General features: G+C 56.1%; 22 protein-coding genes. 8 read left to right on the plus strand and 14 right to left on the minus strand.

What is annotated here, in order from left to right; genetic code table 11:
• Nucleotides 1–22: 22 nt before the first annotated feature.
• On the minus strand, nucleotides 23–1003 hold the full coding sequence (locus tag ABLU50_RS13475) for a sugar ABC transporter substrate-binding protein (RefSeq protein ID WP_008805613.1): 981 nt from the start codon (nucleotides 1001–1003) through the stop codon (nucleotides 23–25).
• Between the two features lie 408 nt (nucleotides 1004–1411).
• Here ABLU50_RS13475 and ABLU50_RS13480 point away from each other — a divergent pair, with 408 nt between their 5' ends.
• Nucleotides 1412–3721, plus strand: coding sequence for a molybdopterin-dependent oxidoreductase (locus ABLU50_RS13480; RefSeq protein ID WP_348864788.1), 2310 nt, complete (start codon nucleotides 1412–1414; stop codon nucleotides 3719–3721).
• Nucleotides 3722–3847: 126 nt separating this feature from the next.
• On the opposite strand, the gene ABLU50_RS13485 is transcribed toward ABLU50_RS13480, so the two are convergent.
• Together ABLU50_RS13485 and mtnC are read right to left on the minus strand one after the other, a co-directional pair.
• Nucleotides 3848–4390 carry a 1,2-dihydroxy-3-keto-5-methylthiopentene dioxygenase gene (locus ABLU50_RS13485; protein ID WP_004885825.1) on the minus strand — a complete coding sequence of 181 codons (543 nt, stop codon included), beginning with the start codon at nucleotides 4388–4390 and terminating at the stop codon, nucleotides 3848–3850.
• A complete protein-coding gene (gene mtnC / locus ABLU50_RS13490; protein ID WP_004885828.1) occupies nucleotides 4387–5076 on the minus strand; it encodes an acireductone synthase in 690 nt (229 codons plus the stop codon). Before mtnC ends, ABLU50_RS13485 begins: the two co-directional genes overlap by 4 nt.
• Nucleotides 5077–5217: 141 nt before the next feature.
• On the opposite strand from mtnC, the gene ABLU50_RS13495 reads away from it, so the two are divergent.
• Nucleotides 5218–6363: a pyridoxal phosphate-dependent aminotransferase gene (locus tag ABLU50_RS13495; RefSeq protein ID WP_176391529.1), complete on the plus strand. Its 1146-nt coding sequence runs from the start codon at nucleotides 5218–5220 to the stop codon at nucleotides 6361–6363.
• On the opposite strand, the gene ABLU50_RS13500 is transcribed toward ABLU50_RS13495, so the two are convergent.
• From ABLU50_RS13500 to dsbG, 4 genes are all read right to left on the minus strand, one after another.
• Nucleotides 6364–6990, minus strand: a complete 627-nt coding sequence (locus ABLU50_RS13500) for a ParB/RepB/Spo0J family partition protein (RefSeq protein ID WP_004885834.1) — start codon at nucleotides 6988–6990, stop codon at nucleotides 6364–6366.
• Complete coding sequence (locus ABLU50_RS13505; protein ID WP_064150471.1) at nucleotides 6975–8198, minus strand: DUF3440 domain-containing protein; 1224 nt, start codon at nucleotides 8196–8198, stop codon at nucleotides 6975–6977. The genes ABLU50_RS13500 and ABLU50_RS13505 overlap by 16 nt, the downstream gene beginning before the upstream one ends.
• A 113-nt stretch (nucleotides 8199–8311) precedes the next feature.
• Nucleotides 8312–9244, minus strand: a complete 933-nt coding sequence (locus tag ABLU50_RS13510) for a LysR family transcriptional regulator (protein WP_053810647.1) — start codon at nucleotides 9242–9244, stop codon at nucleotides 8312–8314.
• A gap of 179 nt (nucleotides 9245–9423) precedes the next feature.
• Entirely contained in the window at nucleotides 9424–10173 is a 750-nt protein-coding gene (gene dsbG / locus ABLU50_RS13515) for a thiol:disulfide interchange protein DsbG (protein ID WP_004885845.1), read from the minus strand.
• A 410-nt stretch (nucleotides 10174–10583) separates the two neighbouring features.
• On the opposite strand from dsbG, the gene ahpC reads away from it, so the two are divergent.
• Nucleotides 10584–11147: an alkyl hydroperoxide reductase subunit C gene (gene ahpC / locus ABLU50_RS13520; protein WP_002894394.1), complete on the plus strand. Its 564-nt coding sequence runs from the start codon at nucleotides 10584–10586 to the stop codon at nucleotides 11145–11147.
• A gap of 242 nt (nucleotides 11148–11389) precedes the next feature.
• Nucleotides 11390–12955, plus strand: a complete 1566-nt coding sequence (ahpF, locus tag ABLU50_RS13525) for an alkyl hydroperoxide reductase subunit F (protein ID WP_017899084.1) — start codon at nucleotides 11390–11392, stop codon at nucleotides 12953–12955.
• 77 nt (nucleotides 12956–13032) lie between these two features.
• Here ahpF and uspG read toward each other — a convergent pair whose 3' ends face one another.
• From uspG to dcuC, 4 genes are all read right to left on the minus strand, one after another.
• Nucleotides 13033–13461 (minus strand): universal stress protein UspG, encoded by a 429-nt coding sequence (uspG, locus tag ABLU50_RS13530; protein WP_002894401.1) that lies wholly within the window; start codon nucleotides 13459–13461, stop codon nucleotides 13033–13035.
• Nucleotides 13462–13649: 188 nt separating this feature from the next.
• The gene (rnk, locus tag ABLU50_RS13535; protein ID WP_004885849.1) at nucleotides 13650–14060 is read right to left on the minus strand and encodes a nucleoside diphosphate kinase regulator; all 411 of its coding nucleotides are present in this window, start codon (nucleotides 14058–14060) and stop codon (nucleotides 13650–13652) included.
• 178 nt (nucleotides 14061–14238) lie between these two features.
• Entirely contained in the window at nucleotides 14239–15036 is a 798-nt protein-coding gene (rna, locus tag ABLU50_RS13540; RefSeq protein ID WP_057213975.1) for a ribonuclease I, read from the minus strand.
• Between the two features lie 92 nt (nucleotides 15037–15128).
• Entirely contained in the window at nucleotides 15129–16502 is a 1374-nt protein-coding gene (dcuC, locus tag ABLU50_RS13545) for an anaerobic C4-dicarboxylate transporter DcuC (RefSeq protein ID WP_043521644.1), read from the minus strand.
• Nucleotides 16503–16839: 337 nt separating this feature from the next.
• On the opposite strand from dcuC, the gene pagP reads away from it, so the two are divergent.
• Together pagP and cspE are read left to right on the plus strand one after the other, a co-directional pair.
• Nucleotides 16840–17358, plus strand: a complete 519-nt coding sequence (gene pagP / locus ABLU50_RS13550) for a lipid IV(A) palmitoyltransferase PagP (protein ID WP_004885852.1) — start codon at nucleotides 16840–16842, stop codon at nucleotides 17356–17358.
• Between the two features lie 194 nt (nucleotides 17359–17552).
• Nucleotides 17553–17762, plus strand: a complete 210-nt coding sequence (gene cspE / locus ABLU50_RS13555) for a transcription antiterminator/RNA stability regulator CspE (protein ID WP_002439184.1) — start codon at nucleotides 17553–17555, stop codon at nucleotides 17760–17762.
• Nucleotides 17763–17829: 67 nt separating this feature from the next.
• Here the strand turns inward: cspE and crcB are convergent, their stop codons facing one another.
• Nucleotides 17830–18213: a fluoride efflux transporter CrcB gene (gene crcB / locus ABLU50_RS13560; protein ID WP_002894459.1), complete on the minus strand. Its 384-nt coding sequence runs from the start codon at nucleotides 18211–18213 to the stop codon at nucleotides 17830–17832.
• A gap of 89 nt (nucleotides 18214–18302) precedes the next feature.
• On the opposite strand from crcB, the gene ABLU50_RS13565 reads away from it, so the two are divergent.
• Together ABLU50_RS13565 and tatE are read left to right on the plus strand one after the other, a co-directional pair.
• Entirely contained in the window at nucleotides 18303–19091 is a 789-nt protein-coding gene (locus tag ABLU50_RS13565) for a deaminated glutathione amidase (RefSeq protein ID WP_032455719.1), read from the plus strand.
• Between the two features lie 242 nt (nucleotides 19092–19333).
• A complete protein-coding gene (gene tatE / locus ABLU50_RS13570; protein WP_004885862.1) occupies nucleotides 19334–19540 on the plus strand; it encodes a twin-arginine translocase subunit TatE in 207 nt (68 codons plus the stop codon).
• Between the two features lie 180 nt (nucleotides 19541–19720).
• Here tatE and lipA read toward each other — a convergent pair whose 3' ends face one another.
• Both lipA and ABLU50_RS13580 read right to left on the minus strand, forming a co-directional pair.
• Complete coding sequence (gene lipA / locus ABLU50_RS13575) at nucleotides 19721–20686, minus strand: lipoyl synthase (protein ID WP_004885864.1); 966 nt, start codon at nucleotides 20684–20686, stop codon at nucleotides 19721–19723.
• Nucleotides 20687–20866: 180 nt separating this feature from the next.
• Nucleotides 20867–21826, minus strand: a complete 960-nt coding sequence (locus ABLU50_RS13580) for a YbeF family transcriptional regulator (RefSeq protein WP_087832429.1) — start codon at nucleotides 21824–21826, stop codon at nucleotides 20867–20869.
• Between the last annotated feature and the right edge of the window lie 87 nt (nucleotides 21827–21913).

A 21913-nucleotide genomic window follows, 5' to 3' on the forward strand; every position in this document is an offset into this window, starting at 1 on the left:
TCCCCGCCAGGGTGTTGATTTATCACTGCAGTTCGCCGTATCCCAACTGTTTATACACCGCTTTCGCTTCCTGCGGACCTTTCACCGGTATCACCGGGATAAAGGTTTGCACCGGCAGTTTCTGACCGGCAAAGTAGCGGGCCACGTTGTCGGCGGAGGTCTGGCCGATCAGATGCGGCTGCTGCGCGACGTTAGCCACGAAGGGACTGCCGGGCTCCGCCATGATCTCCAGCGTTTCCGGACCGGCGTCGATGGCCGTCACTTTCACGTCCTTATCACGGCCGGTCTCTTCCAGCGCCTGGACGATACCGATGGCCGGTTGATCCCAGCAGGCGACATGGATGGCGTCCAGTTTGCCTTTCGGATACTGGCTGAGTAATTCGAGGGTTTTCTTCCGCGCGTCTTCCGGCGAGTTGGCGAACTGTTCCGCGAGCTCGGGCTGGATAATATGAATATCCGGGTAATCCTTAAGGACATATTTCCACTGATCGTAACGAATTCCGCAAATACGCAGCGCGCTGGAGAACGCGTTAAATACGGCCACATTACCTTTACCGCCTAATTCGTCTGCCATGTAGCGACCGATGGTGGAGCCCAGAGTGTAGTTATCGGAGGTGGTATTATTGACCGAATATTGTGAAACATGATCTACGGTAAATACCGGGATACCGGCATCACGCAATGCTTTAAATTTGGGTTCGACGGCGCTGTCGCCGAGAATACTAATTACCGCGTCCACCTTGCGTGACAGTAAAATATCGTGATTATTGGCATGCACCTGATTATCGCGGCCGCCATCGACGCCAATGACTTTGCCCCCCAGTTTCTCCACTTCCTCTGTCGCGCCTTTAAAAGCTTCGCGATCCCAGAAATGCTGGGTGCCTACTACAGCAACGCCAATGGTTTTTCCCTGTAAGGAGAGGGCGTCCGCGGCAGTGACGCTCAGCGAGGCAAGGGAAAGCAGTCCCAGCGCGGCAGGCAATAATTTTCTCTTCTGCGACATTGTTATTATGATCCTGTGATGAAGGTGGTTGCGGACCGGTAGCATGACAAGAAGCACCTCGCCACCTCAAATACAAAATAAGTCTAAGTTATGCCGGCAATGTTATATCGCGGAAACGCCAGAGAAAAAGTTTATTTTGTCATGAAGAACCTGAAAATATTTCATGATGGCGGATAGGCCTTTTTATTTTGTGGTTTTATTTTTGGCTTGTTCCGTGTTTATTTAGCAGATAAAGACAATTTTCTGTTTATTATGAGTGTATGGGAAATACGGCATCTACAGTGAAAAAGAGAAGATTGCGCGGGCTAAAGCTTTTTTTAGCAGCGCAATGTCTGGCCGGGTAAGCAATATTACCGCATTTCCCCGCTTTATTTTAACGAACCTGAGGCTGAGAAGAACGCGGGCGCTATGAAGAAACAGCATAATTATACGGTGATGCATTGGGGAACCTGGCAGGTGGAGAGCCGCGAGGGCGAGATCGTGGCGGTTAAGCCGGTGCCCTGGGATAAAAGCCCTTCACGCATCGGTCAGTCGCTCCCCGACGCGGTGACCAGCCAAACGCGCATTCGTCGCCCGGCGGTACGCGCCGGCTATCTGCAGCACGGGCCGGCGTCACGAGAAGGGCGAGGCAAGGAGCCCTTTGTCGAAGTCAGCTGGGAGGTGGCCCTGGACCTGGTGGCTCGCGAGCTGCGCTCGGTCAAGGCGCGCTGCGGCAATGAGGCGATTTACGGCGGCTCCTACGGCTGGGCCAGCGCCGGGCGCTTTCACCATGCGCAGAGCCAGCTGCACCGTTTTCTTAAGGGCTTTGGCGGGTATACCGCCAGCACCAATACCTATAGCAGCGCCGCGGGCGAGCGTATTCTGCCGCATATCCTTGGGCCGCTGAGCCCGCTGCATCGTCAGCATACCCATTTTTCCGAGCTGGCGCGGGAGTGTCAGCTGTTTGTCGCGATTGGCGGCCTGCCGCTGCGCAATGCCCAGGTCAACGGCGGCGGCGCCAATGACCATATGTTGCCGTACTGGCTGGATAAGATGCAGGCCAACGGCACGCGGTTTATTAATATCAGTCCGGTGCGCAATGACCTCAGCGCGGTGCCCGACGCCGAGTGGCTGGCCATTCGGCCGGGCACCGATACCGCACTGCTGCTGGCGCTGAGCTATGTGCTGATCGCTGAGTCCCTCTACGACCAGGCGTTTATCGCCAGCCATACCGTCGGGTTTGCCCCTTACCGCGCTTATCTGTTGGGCGAGCATGACGGCATAGCGAAAACACCGGCGTGGGCGGCGGCAATTACCGGCCTTGACGCCCAGCGCATCGCCGAGCTGGCGCGGGAGATGGCCCGCCACCGGACGATGGTGAATATCTCCTGGTCCATCCAGCGCGCCCGTCAGGGGGAGCAGGCCTACTGGGCGACGGTGGCCCTGACCGCGCTGCTGGGACAGATCGGCACGCCGGGCGGCGGCCTCGGGTTTGGCTATGCCTGTACCAACCTGGCGGGGGCGGTGCGAAAAGCGTTTTCCGGCCCGCGCTTGCCCGCCGGCGAAAATGCGGTGGACAGCGTTATCCCGGTGGCGCGGCTGTCCGATATGCTGCTGCACCCGGGAGAAGCCTATGAGTTCGACGGTCAGCTGCTGCATTATCCCGACATCCGTCTGGTCTACTGGGCCGGAGGCAATGCGTTTCACCATCACCAGGATATTAACCGACTGTGCGAGGCCTGGCGCCGTCCGGAGACGGTGGTGGTGCATGAGCAGTACTGGACCGCGCAGGCCAAATTCTCTGACATCGTTCTGCCGGCTACCACCTCGCTGGAGCGAGAGGATATCGGCAGCGGCGGTCATGACGGATTTATGATTGCCATGAGCGCGCAGATCCCGCCGGTGGGCGAGGCGCGTGATGATTACGCTATTTTCCTCGATCTTGCCGGGCGGCTGGGCTTCGGAGAACTGTTCAGCGAGGGGCGGGACGCCGGGCAGTGGCTGCGCCATCTCTATGAGGAGTCAAGGCCGCGGGCGCAGGAGGAGGGCATTGCGCTGCCCTCGTTCGAGGATTTCTGGCAGCAAGGGGTGCTGGAGTACACTGCGCCGGAGCGGCCGCAGGTCTTTCTCGCCGATTTTCGCGCCGATCCGCAGCGCTATCCGCTTTCCACGCCCTCTGGCAAGATTGAACTCTTTTCCTCTACCGGCGCCGGGTTTGGCTATCGCGAATGCCCTGGCCATCCCTGGTGGGATGAGGAAGAGGCTGCCCGGCAACGACTGGAGGCGGCGCGCTGGCCGCTTCATCTGCTCTCCAGTCAGCCACGCGCCCGCCTGCACAGCCAGTATGATCACGGCAGCGTCAGTCTGGCGACGAAAATTCAGGGACGCGAGCCGCTGTGGATGCATCCGCGGGACGCGCAGGCAAGAGACATCCGCGAAGGCAGCGTGGTGAAGGTGTATAACGACCGCGGGGCGATTCTGGCGGGCGTGCATTTGAGTGAACAGATTTTGCCGGGGGTGGTACAGATGTCCACCGGCGCCTGGTATGACCCTCTGGATCCGAATGAAAAAGGAACCCTCGATAAGCACGGTAATCCCAACGTGTTAACCGAGGATCGCGGCAGTTCGCGCCTGGGGCAGGGCTGTAGCGCCCAGAGCTGTTGGGTGGAAATCGCCCCGTGGCGAGAGGAATTGCCGCCGATCACCGCCTTTGACCCGCCGAAGTTTATTGCGGTTTAAGCGTGGGAGGATCGCCGGCGGCGGGGCGGGTAGCCCGGAGAAGGCGCAGTATGCGCCGCCTCCGGGAAAGCGCGGGCCAGGCAGTTTAAGGCTCCTGACCAGGCGGTAATGGATGACAGGACGACGTTACGCCAGCCGTGGGTAGGCGCTGGCGATATCGTCGCCGGTAAACTGGGCGATCCAGCCTTCCGGGTTATCAAAAATGCGAATGGCGGTGAAGTTCGGTTCTGATCCCATATCAAACCAGTGCGGAGTGTGGGCAGGAACCGAAATCAGATCGTTCTTTTCGCACAGCACCTGGAACACCTCGTCACCAATGTGCAGGCAGAACAGACCGGCGCCCTCGACAAAAAACCTAACCTCGTCTTCGCCATGGGTGTGCTCATTCAGGAATTTTTCCCGCAGCGCCTCTTTCTGCGGGTTATCGGCGCGCAGGCTGATGACGTCCCAGCTCTGATAGCCCTTTTCGGCGACCAGTTTGTCAATCGCATGCTGATAGGCGGCAATCACCGTTTCTGCACTGGGGTCTGCGCCGAGGTCGCGGTCGGCCTGCCAGCGTTCGAAACGGACGCCTTTGGCGTTAAGCTGCTCCTGAATCGCTTTGGCGTCGGTGCTGTGCCAGACCGGCGTTTGCGGATCGGTCACAGAAAATAGGGTTAATGCGCTCATGCTGGGATCTGCTCCGGATGAATGTCGTCAAAACGCTGAACCTGAGGGTGGTGGCTTGCCGGGTCGCGATCGCCGCGTACCAACTGGACAGTGCGCAACCCCGCGGCTTCGGCGGCGTCGAGTTCCTGATGGATATCCGACAGGAACAGGATGGCCCCGGGGGCGTGGCCCAGGTGTTCAGCAATGTTGCGGTAGGACTGCGCTTCGCGTTTAGCGCCTACCAGGGTATCGAAATAGCCCGTAAACAGATGAGTAATATCACCTTCATCGCTGTAGCCAAATAACAATTTCTGCGCTGCCACGGAGCCAGAAGAATATACATACAAATCAATGCCCTGTGCTTTCCACTTCTCCAGCGCCGGCAGCACGTCCGGGTAGAGATGGCCGGTAAAGTCGCCGTTGAGGTAGCCATCGCGCCAGATGATCCCCTGGAGTGCCTTCAGCGCAGTGGATTTACGGTCTTCGTCCATAAAGGCGAAGAGGGTAGCAATCAGGTCGGCGGTGCTGGCGGCGGGGGAGTCTGTCTCTCGGCGCAAGTTGTCGAGAATCGTTCTCACCGGCTCAGCGTGCTGTTGAGCGGTCACAAAGCCGGCCAGTCGTTCGCGGGCGTAGGGGAACAGCACGTTATGCACGAAGCGGATATCGCTGGTAGTGCCTTCGATGTCGGTCACGATGGCGCGGATCATGGTTTCTCCAGAGTGGGCGTAGCGTGGAATAACATTAGCATTTAGACGTCTAAGCGTCTTGATTGCCAAATATTAACATCGTGTTATAGTGGCTTCAACAACAGCATTACAATCGGTAAAACAAGAATGAGCAATAACCCGTTGATTCCAGAGAGTAAACTCCCGGCGCTCGGTACCACCATTTTTACCCAGATGAGCGCCCTGGCCCAGCAGCATCAGGCCATCAACCTGTCTCAGGGCTTTCCCGATTTTGACGGCCCGCGCTATCTTCAGGAGCGTCTGGCGTACCACGTGGCGCAGGGGGCGAACCAGTATGCCCCGATGACCGGCGTGCCGGCGCTGCGCGAGGCGATCGCTGACAAGACGGCGGAGCTGTATGGATATCGACCCGACGTCAACAGCGATATCACGGTCACCGCCGGGGCGACGGAGGCCCTGTACGCGGCGATCACCGCCCTGGTGCGCCGTGGGGATGAGGTGGTCTGTTTCGATCCCAGCTACGACAGCTATGCCCCCGCGGTGGCGCTGGCCGGCGGCGAATTACGCCGTATTGCGCTCCAGCCGCCGCATTTTCGCGTCGACTGGCAGCAGTTTGCCGCGACGCTGAGCGACAAAACCCGGCTGGTGATCCTCAATACCCCGCACAACCCCTCGGCCACGGTCTGGCAACGCGAGGATTTTGCCGCCCTGTGGCAGGCGATAGCCGAACGCGAAATCTATGTTCTCAGCGACGAGGTCTATGAGCATATCAACTTTGCCGAAGACGGCCACGCCAGCGTGCTGGCGCATCCGCAGTTGCGCGAGCGGGCGGTAGCAGTCTCTTCGTTTGGCAAAACCTTTCATATGACCGGCTGGAAGGTTGGCTACTGCGTGGCCCCGGCGGCCATCAGCGCGGAGTTGCGTAAGGTTCATCAGTATCTGACCTTCTCGGTGAATACCCCGGCGCAGCTGGCGATCGCCGATATGCTGCGCGAGGCGCCAGAGCACTATCTCGAGCTGCCGGCGTTTTATCGTGAACGCCGCGATCTGTTTATTGAGGCGCTGCGCCCCAGCCGACTGGAACTCCTGCCCTGTGAGGGCACCTACTTCCTGCTGGCGGACTACAGCGCCCTCTCCGATCTTGACGACGTGAGCTTCTGCCGCTGGCTGACGACAGAGGTTGGGGTGGCGGCGATCCCGCTCTCCGTCTTCTGCGCCGGCCCGTTCCCGCACAAGCTGATCCGCTTGTGCTTCGCTAAACAACCGGAGACCCTGCTGGCCGCGGCGGCGCGTTTGTGCCAGCTATAGTTATTTAATGGTCCATGCCTGAGAGAACTGGCGGCCGGCGAACATTTCCGTCAGGCCGCTGATTTGCTTCAGACGCAGTACCTCATCGGCATCCATCCCCAACTCTTTGCCGATCTTTTGCGGTGTCCAGCCGAGCCGGGTCAGCTCGCGCACAATCTCCGACATGGCGTGGATTTGGTGACGTCCCCGCGCCCGGTTGTGGCGTATGGTTGCCGCCATCAGCCCATCGCGGGAGGCGGTTTCATTCGGCAGACAGGTCACCGGCAGATAGCCATGCAGGGCATTTTTCAATGACGCTTTGCTGCAGGCCAGTTCATGACGGTGAAAACCATCGACAATGGTATACGCCTGCGGACCCTGGCGGATGACCACCACCGGCTGGGTAAAGCCATCGGCTTCCAGCGAGGTCTGCAGCAGACGTTTTTCCGGCGGCGCCACGTTGTTCGGATTGTAGTCATTGGGGGCGACCTGCTCCTGTTTGACCCACAGCACGCAGTCAACCGGCTGGGAGCGGAAGGGGCTGCGCTGGTGGAGCACATGGCGAAACGCGTTGATAGCCTCGATGCGCGCTTCATCATCCAGCGTTTGCAGGAAAGCGTCCAGCGCCTGCGTTAGTTGTTGTTGCATAATATCCCCCATTGTTGACGATGTTTTTCCATACGTTTTCGGTAGCGCTGATAGTGGCTGCTTTTGGTCGGACTGAACGAGAGCTGACGGCACCAGTAGTCGTTATTGAGCAACACTTTGCAGACTCGTCGCCAGGAGGGGATATCCTTTGTGCCAATGTCCCCGGGCTGGGTGTCGGGAATATCTTCCATCCCTTTTTTCTGATACCAGCGCAGGTAGACGGCGATTTTATTGCGATAGTGCTCGGCGGTGGTTTCCGGCATGCTGTCGAGCAGGAAAAGAGCATAGCTTTTCCATGTCAAATGGTCGGGTTTGTCGATTTTTCGGTGACCGTAGAACTGATTGTCATGCCCGGCATAGACGCCGCCGCTGTGCGCGCCGCTGACCCGCTGACACATCGCGGCCCAGCGTTCCGGCTCCAGCACATGGTACAGCCACAGCCCCTGGCGCTGCTCCGGACCGAAGGGTTCGCAGATGCGCATGTAGCGCAGCGGCACTCCGGCCTGATACATCAGATCGTACAGCGGATTATAGGGCTGGCCGCTTTTGGCAAACCAGGTCCAGATATCGGCGGTTTTCCAGTCATAGAGCGGATAGATGTACCAGGCGTGCCCTCCCGGCGCCGAGGTGGTCCACGGTTTATCGTCGGCGAAGCGCTGTTTGCGCTGGGAAGAGATGGTCATAAAGCGATTCAGCGACTCATCAGCCCGAATGCCCACCAGCACGGCGGCGGGCCGCCGCTGGGAAAACCACTCGGCAAAATGGCTGACGAAGGCCTCAAAGCTCATTCCGGGTTGGTAGAAGGGGAAATAATCCGGGTGGGCGATCGCCCCTGGCGGCGGCTGGCGGACCCAGCGGGTTCCGGGCTCCCAGCATTGCCATTGCGGCTTATACTGCGTCAGGGCATTTTGGGTTGTGAGCGGCAGGGCGACCCAGTAAAAGGTGTCGATGACATCCTGATACAGGGCGCGCAGTTTTTCACAGTGGGCGATGGTGCAAGAGAACTGTGCTTCCCAGTCAATAAACAGTACGCTGATTTTCTTGCCCTGTAACCGAGCTGCCTGCGCGGTTAAATGCAGCATAACGGTGGAGTCTTTTCCGCCAGAGAAAGAGACGCAAACGCGTGAAAAATTATCCAGAACCCATTGGATCCGCTGCTCCGTCGCCTGCAGCACCGACTCCGGTAAGGGATATTTGATAAACGACATGACCATTAATCCTTTAATACGAGATATTCCCATTTGGTCAGTATAAACGATGTGGGCCGGGAGTTTAATGGTCGTTTTTTTATTCGGGCAATGTGGGGTAAATAGTGGATATGTTATCCATTGTTATTAATTTGTGGTTGTGATGCTACTCTATCATTCATTAGAATGCTGATTAATTCAGATAAGAAATGATTCTGCGAAGATGAATGATGGTGGTTAATATATATTGTGATGTCCGGGAAGAGATTGTCTATATTGATGACGTGAAGCTGCATAGTGGGTGAAATAAAATCAAATAAATAGGAAGGAACGAAGCCAATTAAGTCAGTTTTACTGATCATATTAAGGATGGTCATAAACGAGTCACTGCGAAAGGCGATATTGTTCGGGTTCAGCCACGGCATGCTGCTCTGCTGAACGCGCTGAATCACGGGATCGTTGGTGATGTAGTGGGTAAAAAACTCCTGCGCCAGCGCTTCAACGGATGTGAGTTCCTCACGCCGCGGATGGTCCCTCCGGCACAACGCCAGCGTCTGCACCGTCTTATAGGGCTGACAAATAGTAGCGCGGTTGTTGATGGGCATTCGGGTGAATACCAGATCCGCCTGGCGATACGCCAGCAACTCCTCCGCCGATTCCGTGGTGGTTAGGTTATGGTGTTCAATCTGTAAATTAGCCTGATGACAGAGCTGGTTAATCATAAAATGGCTGTTTACTGAACAGAAGAGCGGCGGGCCATATATCACAATACGCTTTCGCAGTTCGGTGCGTTTATTGAGATTGATTGTTTTTTCCAGTTGTTCAAGGTTTTGTTGCAGATGATAATGAAGATTGACGGAGGCGGTGGTGGGCGTCATGCCTTTCCCGACCCGAACAAATAGCGGATCATTTAATTGTTGGCGCAGACGCTGCAATGACTGACTCACCGCCGACGGGGTGATAAATAACGTCGCCGCCGCTTTGCTGATGCTTAAATGTTGATATATACACTCAAAAATAACCAATAGGTTTAAATCGAACTTTTTCAGGTCGTAAAGATTTGCCATTAATGAAGTCCTGTGTATTATCAGTGCGAATTGAAATATTCATAATAAGAATGTTGAATGGCTTAATATGCGTGGTGTGAATTTATTTTTGGCCAGTAATATTAAGCTTTGCTTAATATATCTTATTGTCGATAGCGGCGCCAGCGGTGGTTGTTGTCTGGCGCCACTCCACAATAAGATTATTTCTTTTCACCCATCATAATTTGTAGCTTCTCTTTATCCGGCAGGCCGACCACCTGCTGCAGCATATTGTCCTTATTCATATAATAAATGGCTGGCGTGACGTTGGCCCCCAGATCGTCCATCAGCTGCTGATTGACGTTGAGCATTTTCATTTTCTCGGGCGGGATAGCCTTTGGGATCGTCAGGGCCATTTTGCCGTTCGATTGCTCGTAATCATGCCAGGTTTTCGCCGGATCTTTACTGGCGAGAATCGCTGCGGCAGTGACCGGGCTCTCCGGCTTGATCACGCCCACCAGCAGGGTGCGGATCTGCACTTTACCGGCGTCTACCCAGGGACGGGACTGCTGCCAGAACTGTTTGCAGTAAGGGCAGAAGGGATCGGCAAAGACATACAGCACGATGGGGGCGTCTTTGTTGCCATCCTGCAGCCAGTGGGCGCTGGCCATCTTCTTCCACATCTCTTGTCCCGCCGGCGTGTAGAGCTCTTTTTGAAACAACTGCTCGCTGAGGTTGTTGCCGTTCTCGTCATACATATAGCCGGAAATGGCATGTTTGCCGTCTGGCGTGAGGTAGATGGCGACGCCCATATCCTGGTATTTACCCAGCCAGCCTTTCATTCCCCCCGGCGCGTCAAAGGGTTTGATGATGGTAATGCCTTGTTTTTCAATAGCTTTTACCGGGGCGGGTAGTTCTTCCGCATAGCTGCAAAAAGGCAAAAGGCTGAGCAACAGCAGACGTTTTAACATGAGTATTCCTTGTAAAATCAGCAGGAAAGGAAGAAAGATTGCCAAACCTATTACAGTTATAGGCAGGATCAGCAGAACGACGGATTGCCCTTTCCTGGCGTGGGTGATGTAATCCTGGATGCTGTTACATTAAGGTAATGTAGAGCGCAACACATAGCCAGTCTGACTGGCGCTGAACCTACCTTCGGGTATTTCAGGTAACGGGGCCGCCTGAAAAGGTGGCCTTTTTACTTTTGTCGCGGCAAATGATGCGAAAAACAGCGAACAGCGCTGAACGCGTCGCCAGGTTCACAAAGTTGTCTTGTTCCGGTTGTTAGATAACGCTTATTGATTCGATAATGTAAACGCATTGGTCGGGTCAGGAAAAATTCGTTAACTTAGACCTCAACGAAAACACGGAGGAAGTATAGATGTCCTTAATTAACACCAAAATCAAACCGTTCAAAAACCAGGCATTCAAAAATGGTGAATTCATCGAAGTCACCGAGAAAGACACCGAAGGCCGCTGGAGCGTCTTCTTCTTCTATCCGGCTGACTTCACCTTCGTCTGCCCGACCGAACTGGGCGACGTGGCTGACCATTACGAAGAACTGCAGAAGCTGGGCGTAGACGTTTACTCTGTTTCTACCGATACCCACTTCACCCACAAAGCGTGGCACAGCAGCTCTGAAACCATCGCGAAAATCAAATACGCGATGATTGGCGACCCGACTGGCGCCCTGACCCGTAACTTCGACAACATGCGTGAAGATGAAGGTCTGGCTGACCGCGCCACCTTCGTGGTTGACCCGCAGGGTATCATCCAGGCAATCGAAGTTACCGCTGAAGGTATCGGCCGTGATGCGTCTGACCTGCTGCGTAAAATCAAAGCGGCGCAGTATGTTGCTTCCCACCCAGGCGAAGTGTGCCCGGCGAAATGGAAAGAAGGCGAAGCGACGCTGGCTCCATCTCTGGACCTGGTCGGTAAAATCTAAATTTCCGTCGCCTTTCACGCTATAGCGGCGTTGGCGTTGCCTGCTCACCCCGGTCACTTACAGGTGTAAGCTCCCGGGGATTCTCAGGCTAGCCGCCTTGCTCTGGCGCGAAATGCTCAGGAAAATGCGTAGATTATCAGGGCGCTTTGGCGCCCATTTTATTCCAACACCATGATGCAAGCGCATTCAGGCAGCCTGACAAGGCCGCTTGCATGATGATGTTTTAAGCCCAGGAGATAACAATGCTCGACACCAACATGAAAACCCAGCTCAAGGCCTATCTTGAGAAGCTGACTAAGCCTGTTGAGCTGATTGCCACGCTGGATGACAGCGCTAAATCGGCAGAAATCAGGGAACTGCTGGCTGAAATTGCTGAACTGTCAGACAAAGTCACCTTTAAAGAAGACAACACGCTGGCGGTACGCAAGCCATCGTTCCTGATTACTAACCCAGGTTCCGACCAGGGCCCACGCTTTGCGGGCTCCCCGCTGGGCCACGAGTTTACCTCGCTGGTGCTGGCGCTGCTGTGGACCGGCGGTCATCCGTCGAAAGAGGCCCAGTCTCTGCTGGAGCAGATCCGCGATATCGATGGCGACTTTGAGTTTGAAACCTACTACTCGCTCTCCTGCCATAACTGCCCGGACGTGGTCCAGGCGCTGAACCTGATGGCGGTGCTCAACCCGCGTATCAAACATACGGCGATTGACGGCGGGACGTTCCAGAATGAGATCACCGAGCGCAACGTGATGGGTGTGCCGGCGGTGTTCATGAACGGCCAGGAGTTTGGTCAGGGACGGATGACGCTGACGGAAATCGTCGCCAAAGTGGACACCGGTGCGGAAAAACGCGCAGCGGAAGAGCTGAATCAGCGTGACGCTTACGATGTGCTGATCGTCGGTTCCGGCCCGTCCGGCGCGGCGGCCGCGGTTTACTCTGCGCGTAAAGGGATTCGTACCGGCCTGATGGGCGAACGCTTCGGCGGCCAGGTGCTGGATACCGTGGATATCGAAAACTACATTTCGGTGCCGAAAACCGAAGGCCAGAAGCTGGCCGGGGCCCTGAAAGCGCACGTTAGCGACTATAACGTCGATGTGATCGACTCCCAGAGCGCGACCAAACTGACGCCGGCGGCGACAGAGGGCGGCCTGCACCAGATCGAAACCGCCTCCGGCGCGGTGCTGAAGGCGCGCAGCGTCATCATTGCCACCGGGGCGAAATGGCGCAATATGAACGTACCTGGCGAAGATCAGTATCGCACCAAGGGCGTAACCTACTGCCCACACTGCGACGGTCCGCTGTTTAAGGGCAAACGCGTGGCGGTAATTGGCGGCGGTAACTCCGGCGTGGAAGCGGCTATCGACCTTGCGGGCGTCGTGGAGCACGTGACCCTGCTGGAATTCGCACCGGAGATGAAGGCCGACCAGGTGCTGCAGGACAAAGTCCGCAGTCTGAAGAATGTCGATATCATTCTCAATGCGCAGACTACGGAAGTGAAAGGCGACGGCAGTAAGGTCACCGGTCTGCAGTACCGTGACCGGGTGAGCGGCGATGAGCATCATGTCGCGCTGGCGGGGATTTTCGTGCAGATCGGCCTGCTGCCTAACACCACCTGGCTGGAAGGCGCGGTTGAGCGTAACCGTATGGGTGAGATCATCATCGATGCGAAGTGCGAAACCAACGTCAAAGGCGTATTCGCCGCCGGTGACTGCACCACTGTGCCGTACAAGCAGATTATTATCGCGGCAGGGGAGGGGGCGAAAGCGTCGCTGAGCGCCTTTGACTACCTGATCCGCACGAAAACCGCATAACAAGTCAGACAATAGACCTGCATAACCAAGAGGCTACCCTGGGGTAGCCTCTTTTTTTATGCTCTTTTTCCTCACCCTTACCTGACGACCATCACCGGGATATGGGCATGACGGATGACGCTCGAGGCGTTGGATCCCAGCAGGTGGGTACTGATGGAGGGATTGCGTGAGCCAATCACCACCACGTCGGCGTTTATTTCACTGGCCAGTTCGTTGACCATGTCGCGCACGCTGCCGAAACGCACATGCAGCTTGATACGTGAGGGGTCAATGCTGAAATGGCTGACCATGGTCTGCAGGCGGGTTTCCGCCTCATGCTGCAGATGCTCCTCAAAACGCCGCAGGTCGGCGGTAAACCGGCTCATGGTGAAGCTCGCTGAACCGGGTAATACGTGGAGCAGATGGATCACCCCGTCCTGCTGGGCCAGAAACTCCGCGTGCCGGACGGCTTTATCGCTCAGCGCCATCTCAAAGACATCAACCGGCATAATGATAGTCTTATACATATGCAATCCTCCTTGTTCGTTTGCGTCTATATCAACATATTATATGCGGATATTGTGTCATTCAGGTCGCAAAACTGTCAGTCAGGCAGGCGCAAAGCGTAAAAAAAGGTTAGCGGGGGGCAAGACAGCAGAAAGAGGATGTGTGGACATCCTCTGAATAAAGCGCGATACGCCTCAGGCAGCGGAGATTAGCGGTGGAATTCGCCAGCGGCTTCCGGCTGGTACAGCAGCGCCAGCACTTCCAGGTGCGTCGACGCCCCGCCCGGCAGCTCCCAGTGAATGGTGCTGCCGACCTTGAGGCCGAGCAGAGCGGCGCCCACCGGCGCGAGGACCGAGAGCTGGCTGGCGCTGTCGGTCACCTGCGACGGAAACACCAGCGTCCGCACGCGCTCTTCGCCGCTGGTTAAATCGCGAAATTTAACCGTACTGTTCATGGTGACGACATCGTGCGGCATCGCTTCCGGCGCCAGCATTTGCGCGCGGTCGAGCTCGTCGTTCAGGGCATCGGCAACCGGCGAGCTGGCGAAAGCTGGCTGCTCCAGCAGCCTGTCGATACGTTCGGCATCCAGTTCGTTAATGATGATTGCGGGTCTGGTCATTGCATACTCCATGTTATCCAGGAACCTGTCCGTAAAAGAAAACCCTCGCCGAAAAAGGCAAGGGTTAAGGTTCTCCCATCATACTGAGAGTTGCCGGCAGTTTGAAGTGATGAAACGCACAATCAGCGCGCAACGACCCCCGGCGAACGACGTTTTCTGGTCAGCACGCCTCGTCGCGCTAGTGGCCAACCTTATCGAGGATAAACTGCGCGCCGCAGTTACCTGGGTGAGGCTGAGGCAAAAAGGCGGAAGTGGCCAGCGGGGCATTGATGGTCGCGGCGTTGAGCGAGATTTGCATCTCGGTCAAATAGGCCGGATTACCGTTACAGGTTAATTTAAACGCCTTCACGCTCTGCGGACCCCAGGCGCGGGCCACAGCGGCGTCGAAGTCGGAGCGGCTAACGGTTTGGCCATAGTGTTTGGCAAGGAAATCGCCTACCGGGCTGCGCTTAATTTCTCCATTCAGGCGCACCATGGCGCCAAAATAGCTGTCGGGATCGAAGCCGAAGCAGACGCCATGTTTGGCGTATTCGTAACGTTCGAGGCAGGAGGTGCCGCCCGCGCCCGGCATCACGCTATTCAGTTTGTTGGCCATCTCCAGCGACAACCCGGTCTCCGCCGCCTGACATTTGCGGTTCGCTTTCACCTCCGGCATGTCGGGCACCGGGCGCGTGGCGCAGCCGTAGCGCATCCAGCGTCGTTCATCCACTCCGCGCGCGGCAATGGACTTTGGCAGCCCGGGCCACAGGCCATGCACGGTCAGAAAATCGGCTTTATTCGCGGTTTCCTGCTGCAGGCGACACTCTTCCGGTTCGTTGCGGTTACGGTCATACATGCTCTGACAGAATCCGGTTTGCCAGGAGAGGGCCAGGACATAGCGGTCAAAATCAGCGTATCGCGTCGCGGTGAGCGGTTCAGCGCCGGCCTGAGTGGCGGTAAGCACAAGGGCAAGCGCGGCGAATTCCTTCCTGAACATGTTTATTCCTGATTGTGGATGGCAAAAGATAACGGGGTGTTATTAAAGCATAAAAAAGGCGCCTGCTGGCGCCTTTTCACGTGGTTAGACCATTAGTGGACCGCGCTGCCGGGGACGAGGATCTCGGTCGCGACGATCACCACCAGCAGGCCAACCATCACCGGCACCGAGGTGCGTTTGACCACTTCGAACGGGGAAATCTTCGCCATCCCGGCGACGGCCACCACCACGCCAGAGACTGGCGATATTGTGCGGCCAAGGTTTGAGGCCTGCAGCATCGGGATCGACAGATAGGCCGGATTGATACCGGAGGAGTGCGCCAGCTTGGGGATCATCTCGACAAAGGCGTAGAACGGGGCATTGCCGGAGCCGGTGGTCATCGCCGCCAGCATGGTCAGGATCACCAGCACCAGCATCAGAATAATACTGGCCGAGCCGAAGGAGGTGGCGATGGAGATCAGACCATTGATGAAGCCGATGGTGCTTAATCCCTGAGCAAAAACGCCGGCGGCGACCAGCAGCATCACCACGCCGGCGAAGGCGTCAGCCATCCCACGGTAGGCGACTTCCAGTCCGCTGAAGACGTTTTTGGTGTTGAACCCGCGCAGGAATTCGAGGATCGCCGCCAGCAGCATGCAGCCGACGAGGATGGTAATAATGTGCAGTTCCGGTCCCCATTTGCCATCGAAGATCAGCACGCCAATAATCGGCGTAAACGGCAGGATGGAGTACAGCGCCGGAGCGTTGGTGGTGATCTCGTTGACGTCGAGCATTTCGTGGGAAATGTTCTCTTTTTTATCCAGGTAGCGCTGCCAGAAGAAGTGGGCGATCGCCATGCAGATGATAGCGGCGATGGAGATCGGCAGCGTGGTCTTAAAGGCAAAGTCGATCAGCGGCATTTCGGCCGCTTTGGCCGCCAGCACGACGTCGCCCGAGGTGGGCGAAAGGATAATCGCCGCCGGCGAGGCGCAGATGGCCGCCGCCGCCCCGCGGCTGATACCGACGTTTACCATCACCGGGAACAGGGTCGCCATCAGCAGCACGCCGAGGCCGGTCGCGGAGGAGACGGCCAGTGACATCAGGCAGGCGACAAAGTAGGCGGCAATCATCAGCAGATAGGGCGAATTGATATAGCGCAATGGCTTTGAGGCTAATTTCACCACCATATCATTGGCGCCAATATGAGTCATATAAGTGGCAAAGCCGCACAGCATCATGATCATCATACCCAGATCGCCGCCACGGCTCATGAGGAGAATCTTAATGTATTCAATAATGTCAGTGGCGGAGTAACCGGTGCCCGCGGTATTGCCTGGTAAGACTTTATGTCCCAGCAGGGCGCTGACGATCAATAAGATTAAGCCCCCGACGAACAGCACCCCGGTGGCCGAGTAGCCTTTGATGATATAGCGGGCGACGCCCACAATGACCACGATCCCGATCAGGATCTCAATAAACGTCAGCATTTATTACCCCTAAGCCCAAAGAATATGTAGTGAAAAAGCGTCACACCAAATTTTAATGTGCGAATGTGCCGAAAAAACGGACGAAACTCGCTGATGCAAATCAATAAAGCGACAAGAACTACGCGTCCCCGTTACGCCTGGATATAATCACCAGATGGATAGTTAAGTGGTTCTGATGGTCAGCGGGAGAAAATCAGGAGTTTGCCTTATTTCGTTCAACCTGTATTGAGACTATCTTTGCTATTTTAGGTGGCTTTTAAATGAAAGTGGTAATAGAAAAGTGTTGATGTTACGTCGTTTTTCATTGTTTTCTCTTGGTTTTTTAGGATGGTTATTGGTGTCCGGAAACGCCAGCGCGTCGTTTTCATCGACCCTTAGCGAAGGTTACCATACCTTAAGTAATAACGTTGCGCAGACCTGGAATGAGCCAGAGCACTATGATCTGTACGTTCCAGCCATCACCTGGCACGCGCGCTTTGCCTACGATAAGGAAAAGACGGATAAGTATAACGAACGTCCGTGGGGGGCCGGTTTCGGCGTCTCCCGCTGGGATGAGAAAGGGAACTGGCACGGTCTGTACCTGATGGCGTTTAAAGACTCTTTCAATAAGTGGGAGCCCATTGGCGGCTACGGCTGGGAGAAAACCTGGCGCCCGCTGACGGATCAGAACTTCCGCCTCGGTCTCGGCTATACCCTTGGGGTGACGGCGCGCGATAACTGGAACTACATTCCGATTCCGGTGATCTTGCCATTAGCTTCAATAGGTTACGGTCCGGCAACGTTCCAGATGACCTACATTCCCGGCACCTACAATAACGGTAACGTTTACTTCGCCTGGGCTCGCATACAGTTTTAATTCGCTAAGTCTTAGCAATAAATGAGATAAGCGAGGCGTCTTGTGGAAAAACAAGGACTAAAGCGTTACCCACTAAAAAAGATAGCGACTTTTATCACTTTTTAGCAAAGTTGCACTGGACAAAAGGTACCACAATTGGTGTACTGATACCCGACACAGCATTAGTGTCGATTTTTCATATAAAGGTAATTTTGATGTCTAAGATTAAAGGTAACGTTAAGTGGTTTAATGAGTCCAAAGGATTCGGTTTCATTACTCCGGAAGATGGCAGCAAAGATGTATTCGTACACTTCTCTGCAATCCAGTCCAACGGTTTCAAAACTCTGGCTGAAGGTCAGCGCGTAGAGTTCGAAATCACTAACGGTGCCAAAGGCCCTTCTGCTGCAAACGTAATCGCTCTGTAAGCAACGCGTCAGTAGAATATAAAAACCCGCTAAACAGCGGGTTTTTTTTTGCCTGTTGATTACGCCTTTAGCGGCTGGCTGCTTGCGAGAAGAGCCAGAAGGCGACAGCCGTCATGGCAAACGAACCCAGCAAGTTCACCGCAACGTTGAGGAGCGCCCAGCTCACTCGCCCCTGCTGCAGAAGAAACACCACTTCCGCAGAGAAGGTGGAAAAGGTGGTCAACCCGCCGCAGAAACCCGTGGTGATCAGTAGCTTCCACATCGGGTCAATGCCGGTCAGTCGATTAAACCACGCCAGCCCGGCGCCGATCACAAAGGCGCCTAACAGGTTGGCAGTCAGCGTTCCAATAGGGATAGCATGGTGCACAGGATTGAGCTTCATGCCGAGCCACCAGCGCAAAACGCTGCCGGTGCCGCCGCCAATAAAAACGGCGCAAAGAAGTTGAAACACGGTCGTTTCCTGCTATTTGATGTAAGAGAGTGTCAAGTGTAGCGCGCAACGGGCGCAATTGGCTATTCATAACCTGACGGGAGAAAAACATGCGGGTAGCGGCAGGGCAGTTTATCGTCACGCCAGTATGGCAGACGAATGCGCACACTTGTGTGGCGATGATGCAGCAGGCGGCGCGTGAAGGGGCGGCGCTGCTGGTGCTGCCGGAGGCGTTGCTGGCACGTGATGACAACGACCCGGATCTGTCGGTGAAATCGGCCCAAACGCTGGATGGGGCGTTTTTGCAGCTGCTGCTGGCCGAGAGCGCGCGTAACGGCCTGACGACGATCCTGACGCTGCATGTGCCGTCGGGGGAGGGAAGAGCAACCAACACGCTGGTGGTATTGCGTGAAGGGAAAATCATTGCCCATTATCACAAACTTCATTTATACGACGCCTTCGCAATGCAGGAGTCCCGGCGGGTGGATCCCGGCCGGCAAATTCCCCCGGTGATTGAGGTGGCGGGATTTCGCGTTGGCCTGATGACCTGTTACGATCTGCGTTTTCCGGAACTGGCGTTGTCGCTGGCGCTGAACGGTGCGCAGCTGCTGGTGCTGCCCACCGCATGGGTGAAAGGGCCGCAAAAAGAGCATCACTGGGCGACGCTGCTGGCGGCGCGCGCACTGGACACGACCTGCTACGTCGTGGCGGCAGGCGAATGCGGGACGCGTAACATCGGGCAGAGCCGCATCATCGATCCGCTGGGGACCACCGTGGCGGGCGCGGGGAGCGAGCCGCAGCTGATCTATGCCGATATTTCCGCAGACTACCTTGCGCGGGTTCGCGAGCGTTTGCCGGTGCTGCAGAACCGACGGTTTGCGCCACCGCAATTATTGTGACGTTTTTTTAAACAAGGCTTGATTCACCTTGTTACAGATTGCTATTGTGTCCGCGCGCCAAATACCCGTATTGTTTATCCCAATAATTCGCTGTGCACGTCAGGACGGACACCCCAGCGCTCACTCCCGGAGGGGAGGCCTCGGGCTGAATCACGCGGCCCGCGCACAGGTGGATTACAATATGACGGATAAATACGTGTATGATGGCGTATTCGCAGCTTGTATAGAGAAGAAGGTTAGCTATGGGTGAGATTAGTATTACCAAACTGCTGGTAGTTGCAGCACTGATTATCTTAGTGTTTGGTACCAAGAAATTACGTACGCTGGGCGGCGACCTGGGTTCGGCTATCAAGGGCTTTAAAAAGGCCATGAACGAAGATGACGATAGCGCGAAGAAAACCACCGCTGAAGACGAAGTACCGGCGCAGAAGCTCTCTCATAAAGAGTAATTCTCCGGCTGCGTCCCCTGGCGGGATGCGGAAGGTTCGGCGAAGAGGCCGCGACGTTTACGTTGCGGCCTTTGTCGTTTTTATCGACGCCGCGCAGGAAAGATGCAACTAATTGTTACGGGAAGGCGAAGCGGAGAGCGCCGCTGCGCCGGGAAGTGACGCAGCGGGAGAAGCGGCAGGTTATTTAACTTCCATCCCTTTAGCCTGCAGGTCGGCATGATAGGAAGAGCGAACGAAGGGGCCGCAGGCGGCGTGGGTGAAGCCCATCGCCATGGCTTCTGCTTTCATCTCTTCAAACTCTTCCGGGCTAACGTAACGCTGCACTGGCAGGTGGTGACGGCTCGGCTGCAGATACTGGCCTAACGTCAGCATGGTGACGCCATGACGGCGCAGGTCGCGCATAACTTCGATGATCTCGTCGTTGGTTTCGCCCAGACCCACCATCAGACCGGATTTTGTTGGGATCTCCGGGTGCGCTTCTTTAAAACGCTCCAGCAGCTTCAGCGACCAGTTATAATCCGCGCCCGGACGCACCTGACGATAGAGGCGCGGTACGTTTTCGAGGTTGTGGTTGAAGACGTCCGGCGGGGTTACCGTCAGAATCTCCAGGGCGCGATCCATGCGGCCGCGGAAATCCGGGACCAGCGTTTCGATTTTAATCGTCGGGTTTTTCTCGCGAATGGCGCTGATGCAGTCGGCAAAATGCTGTGCGCCGCCATCGCGCAGGTCGTCACGGTCCACCGAGGTGACCACCACGTAGCGCAGCCCCATATCGGCGATAGTTTGCGCCAGCTTCTGTGGCTCGTTCGCATCTGGCGCGACCGGGCGGCCATGCGCGACGTCGCAGAATGGGCAACGGCGGGTACAGATCGCGCCGAGGATCATAAAGGTCGCGGTACCGTGGTTGAAGCATTCTGCAAGGTTCGGGCAGGAGGCCTCTTCGCATACGGAGTGCAGGCCGTTCTTACGCATCGCTGCTTTGATTCCCTGGATACGGGACGAGTCTGCCGGAAGTTTGATTTTCATCCATTCCGGTTTTCTGAGCAGAGCTTCACGCTCAGTTGCCACGTTCTTCACCGGGATAAGGGCCATTTTATCGGCGTCGCGGTACTTAACACCGCGTTCCATCACAATGGGTTTACTCATAGCGTGCGTGTTCCAGTTGCGAGTCACGAAGGAAAGCGAATTAATTCAATGAAATGTTGCAATTATCAACTATTTTTGAATCAAGAGCAGGCAGTATACCATTGAAAAGGGGCAGAAAGCAGCCTGCCTGCCCGGCAAATTGTAAAATAGTTGTTGTTTTATCCTTTTCCCTTCCGTGCGCTACGCCTTAAACGCCTGGATCACGGTCTCAATGATCTCTTTCAGCAATGGCTCTTTCCCGCTCTGCTTATTGAAGTGCAGCGCAACATCAATCTGTTCTTCCCGCAGGGAGGGAACATCCAGGGTTTGCAGCGGCCAGAGACGGGATACCATGGCGAACAGGCGCTCGGTGGTTAGCCCCAGCATATCGCTCTCGGCGATCATTGCCGCCTGGGTCAGCAGGTTGAAGGTGCTGAAACCGCAGCGGCGCTCGCCCATCTCCTCCTGCAGTCGACGATGCAGCGTAGGGTAGCGCTGGCCTTCAGGCAGCAGCAGCGCAAACTCGTATTGCGCGAGGGCGGATTCATCTTGTGGACCGTCAAGCGCAGGATGCCCAGCGCGGCAGTACATCTGCACCCGATCCTGATACAGCACGTGATGGTTTAGCGCCTGACCGCTGTGCAGATGGGTGTCGATTAACAGATCCACCTGGCGCTGGTCGAGCTGCCGCGCGGCGTCGGTAAGGGCGATGTTGTGCAGCAGGATCTGCGGAAAGGCCGGCTTCAGCGCGCTGGCCAGGTAAGGCATCAGCAGCGCCCCCATGGCTGGCGTAGTGGCGATAGTGATCACCCGCTGCTGGTCCGGGCTGCCGGTGATATCCAGCGCGCTAAGGAAAGCCTCCATACCGCGGCTGATGTACTGGTGAAGGTGGGTGGCATAGGCGGTGGGCGTCACGCCCTGGCCTTTGCGGATAAACAGCGGATCGGGGAACAGCGCCCGCAGTTTGTTAATTGACTGGCTAATGGCCGACGGCGTGATATTGAGTATCTTCGCGGCATTGACGATACCTTTGTGTACATACACGGCTTCGAAGATGGTCAACAGATTGAGGTCAATATTACGCAGGATGCGAAACATCTGACGGTCGTAACGTTCGTCCTGTCTGTCAGGAGATTCTGACGGCGGCGTATTCTCTGGCACGCGATGAGTCCGGTTGGGAATGATAGGCCAAGTATAGCGGCCCGCGGCGTTGCCGTGCGTGACAATTGATTGCAAAAATAATGTGTT

Source organism: Klebsiella sp. GG_Kp173 (assembly GCF_040062415.1).
In the GTDB taxonomy this organism is placed as follows: domain Bacteria; phylum Pseudomonadota; class Gammaproteobacteria; order Enterobacterales; family Enterobacteriaceae; genus Klebsiella; species Klebsiella quasipneumoniae.

Bases quoted from the DNA above. Each gene is read 5' to 3' on its own strand.
- ABLU50_RS13475 (WP_008805613.1), bottom strand. From the start codon at position 1,003: ATGTCGCAGAAGAGAAAATTATTGCCTGCCGCGCTGGGACTGCTTTCC.
- ABLU50_RS13480 (WP_348864788.1), top strand. From the start codon at position 1,412: ATGAAGAAACAGCATAATTATACGGTGATGCATTGGGGAACCTGGCAG.
- ABLU50_RS13485 (WP_004885825.1), bottom strand. From the start codon at position 4,390: ATGAGCGCATTAACCCTATTTTCTGTGACCGATCCGCAAACGCCGGTC.
- mtnC (WP_004885828.1), bottom strand. From the start codon at position 5,076: ATGATCCGCGCCATCGTGACCGACATCGAAGGCACTACCAGCGATATC.
- ABLU50_RS13500 (WP_004885834.1), bottom strand. From the start codon at position 6,990: ATGCAACAACAACTAACGCAGGCGCTGGACGCTTTCCTGCAAACGCTG.
- ABLU50_RS13505 (WP_064150471.1), bottom strand. From the start codon at position 8,198: ATGTCGTTTATCAAATATCCCTTACCGGAGTCGGTGCTGCAGGCGACG.
- ABLU50_RS13510 (WP_053810647.1), bottom strand. From the start codon at position 9,244: ATGGCAAATCTTTACGACCTGAAAAAGTTCGATTTAAACCTATTGGTT.
- dsbG (WP_004885845.1), bottom strand. From the start codon at position 10,173: ATGTTAAAACGTCTGCTGTTGCTCAGCCTTTTGCCTTTTTGCAGCTAT.
- ahpC (WP_002894394.1), top strand. From the start codon at position 10,584: ATGTCCTTAATTAACACCAAAATCAAACCGTTCAAAAACCAGGCATTC.
- ahpF (WP_017899084.1), top strand. From the start codon at position 11,390: ATGCTCGACACCAACATGAAAACCCAGCTCAAGGCCTATCTTGAGAAG.
- uspG (WP_002894401.1), bottom strand. From the start codon at position 13,461: ATGTATAAGACTATCATTATGCCGGTTGATGTCTTTGAGATGGCGCTG.
- rnk (WP_004885849.1), bottom strand. From the start codon at position 14,060: ATGACCAGACCCGCAATCATCATTAACGAACTGGATGCCGAACGTATC.
- rna (WP_057213975.1), bottom strand. From the start codon at position 15,036: ATGTTCAGGAAGGAATTCGCCGCGCTTGCCCTTGTGCTTACCGCCACT.
- dcuC (WP_043521644.1), bottom strand. From the start codon at position 16,502: ATGCTGACGTTTATTGAGATCCTGATCGGGATCGTGGTCATTGTGGGC.
- cspE (WP_002439184.1), top strand. From the start codon at position 17,553: ATGTCTAAGATTAAAGGTAACGTTAAGTGGTTTAATGAGTCCAAAGGA.
- ABLU50_RS13565 (WP_032455719.1), top strand. From the start codon at position 18,303: ATGCGGGTAGCGGCAGGGCAGTTTATCGTCACGCCAGTATGGCAGACG.
- tatE (WP_004885862.1), top strand. From the start codon at position 19,334: ATGGGTGAGATTAGTATTACCAAACTGCTGGTAGTTGCAGCACTGATT.
- lipA (WP_004885864.1), bottom strand. From the start codon at position 20,686: ATGAGTAAACCCATTGTGATGGAACGCGGTGTTAAGTACCGCGACGCC.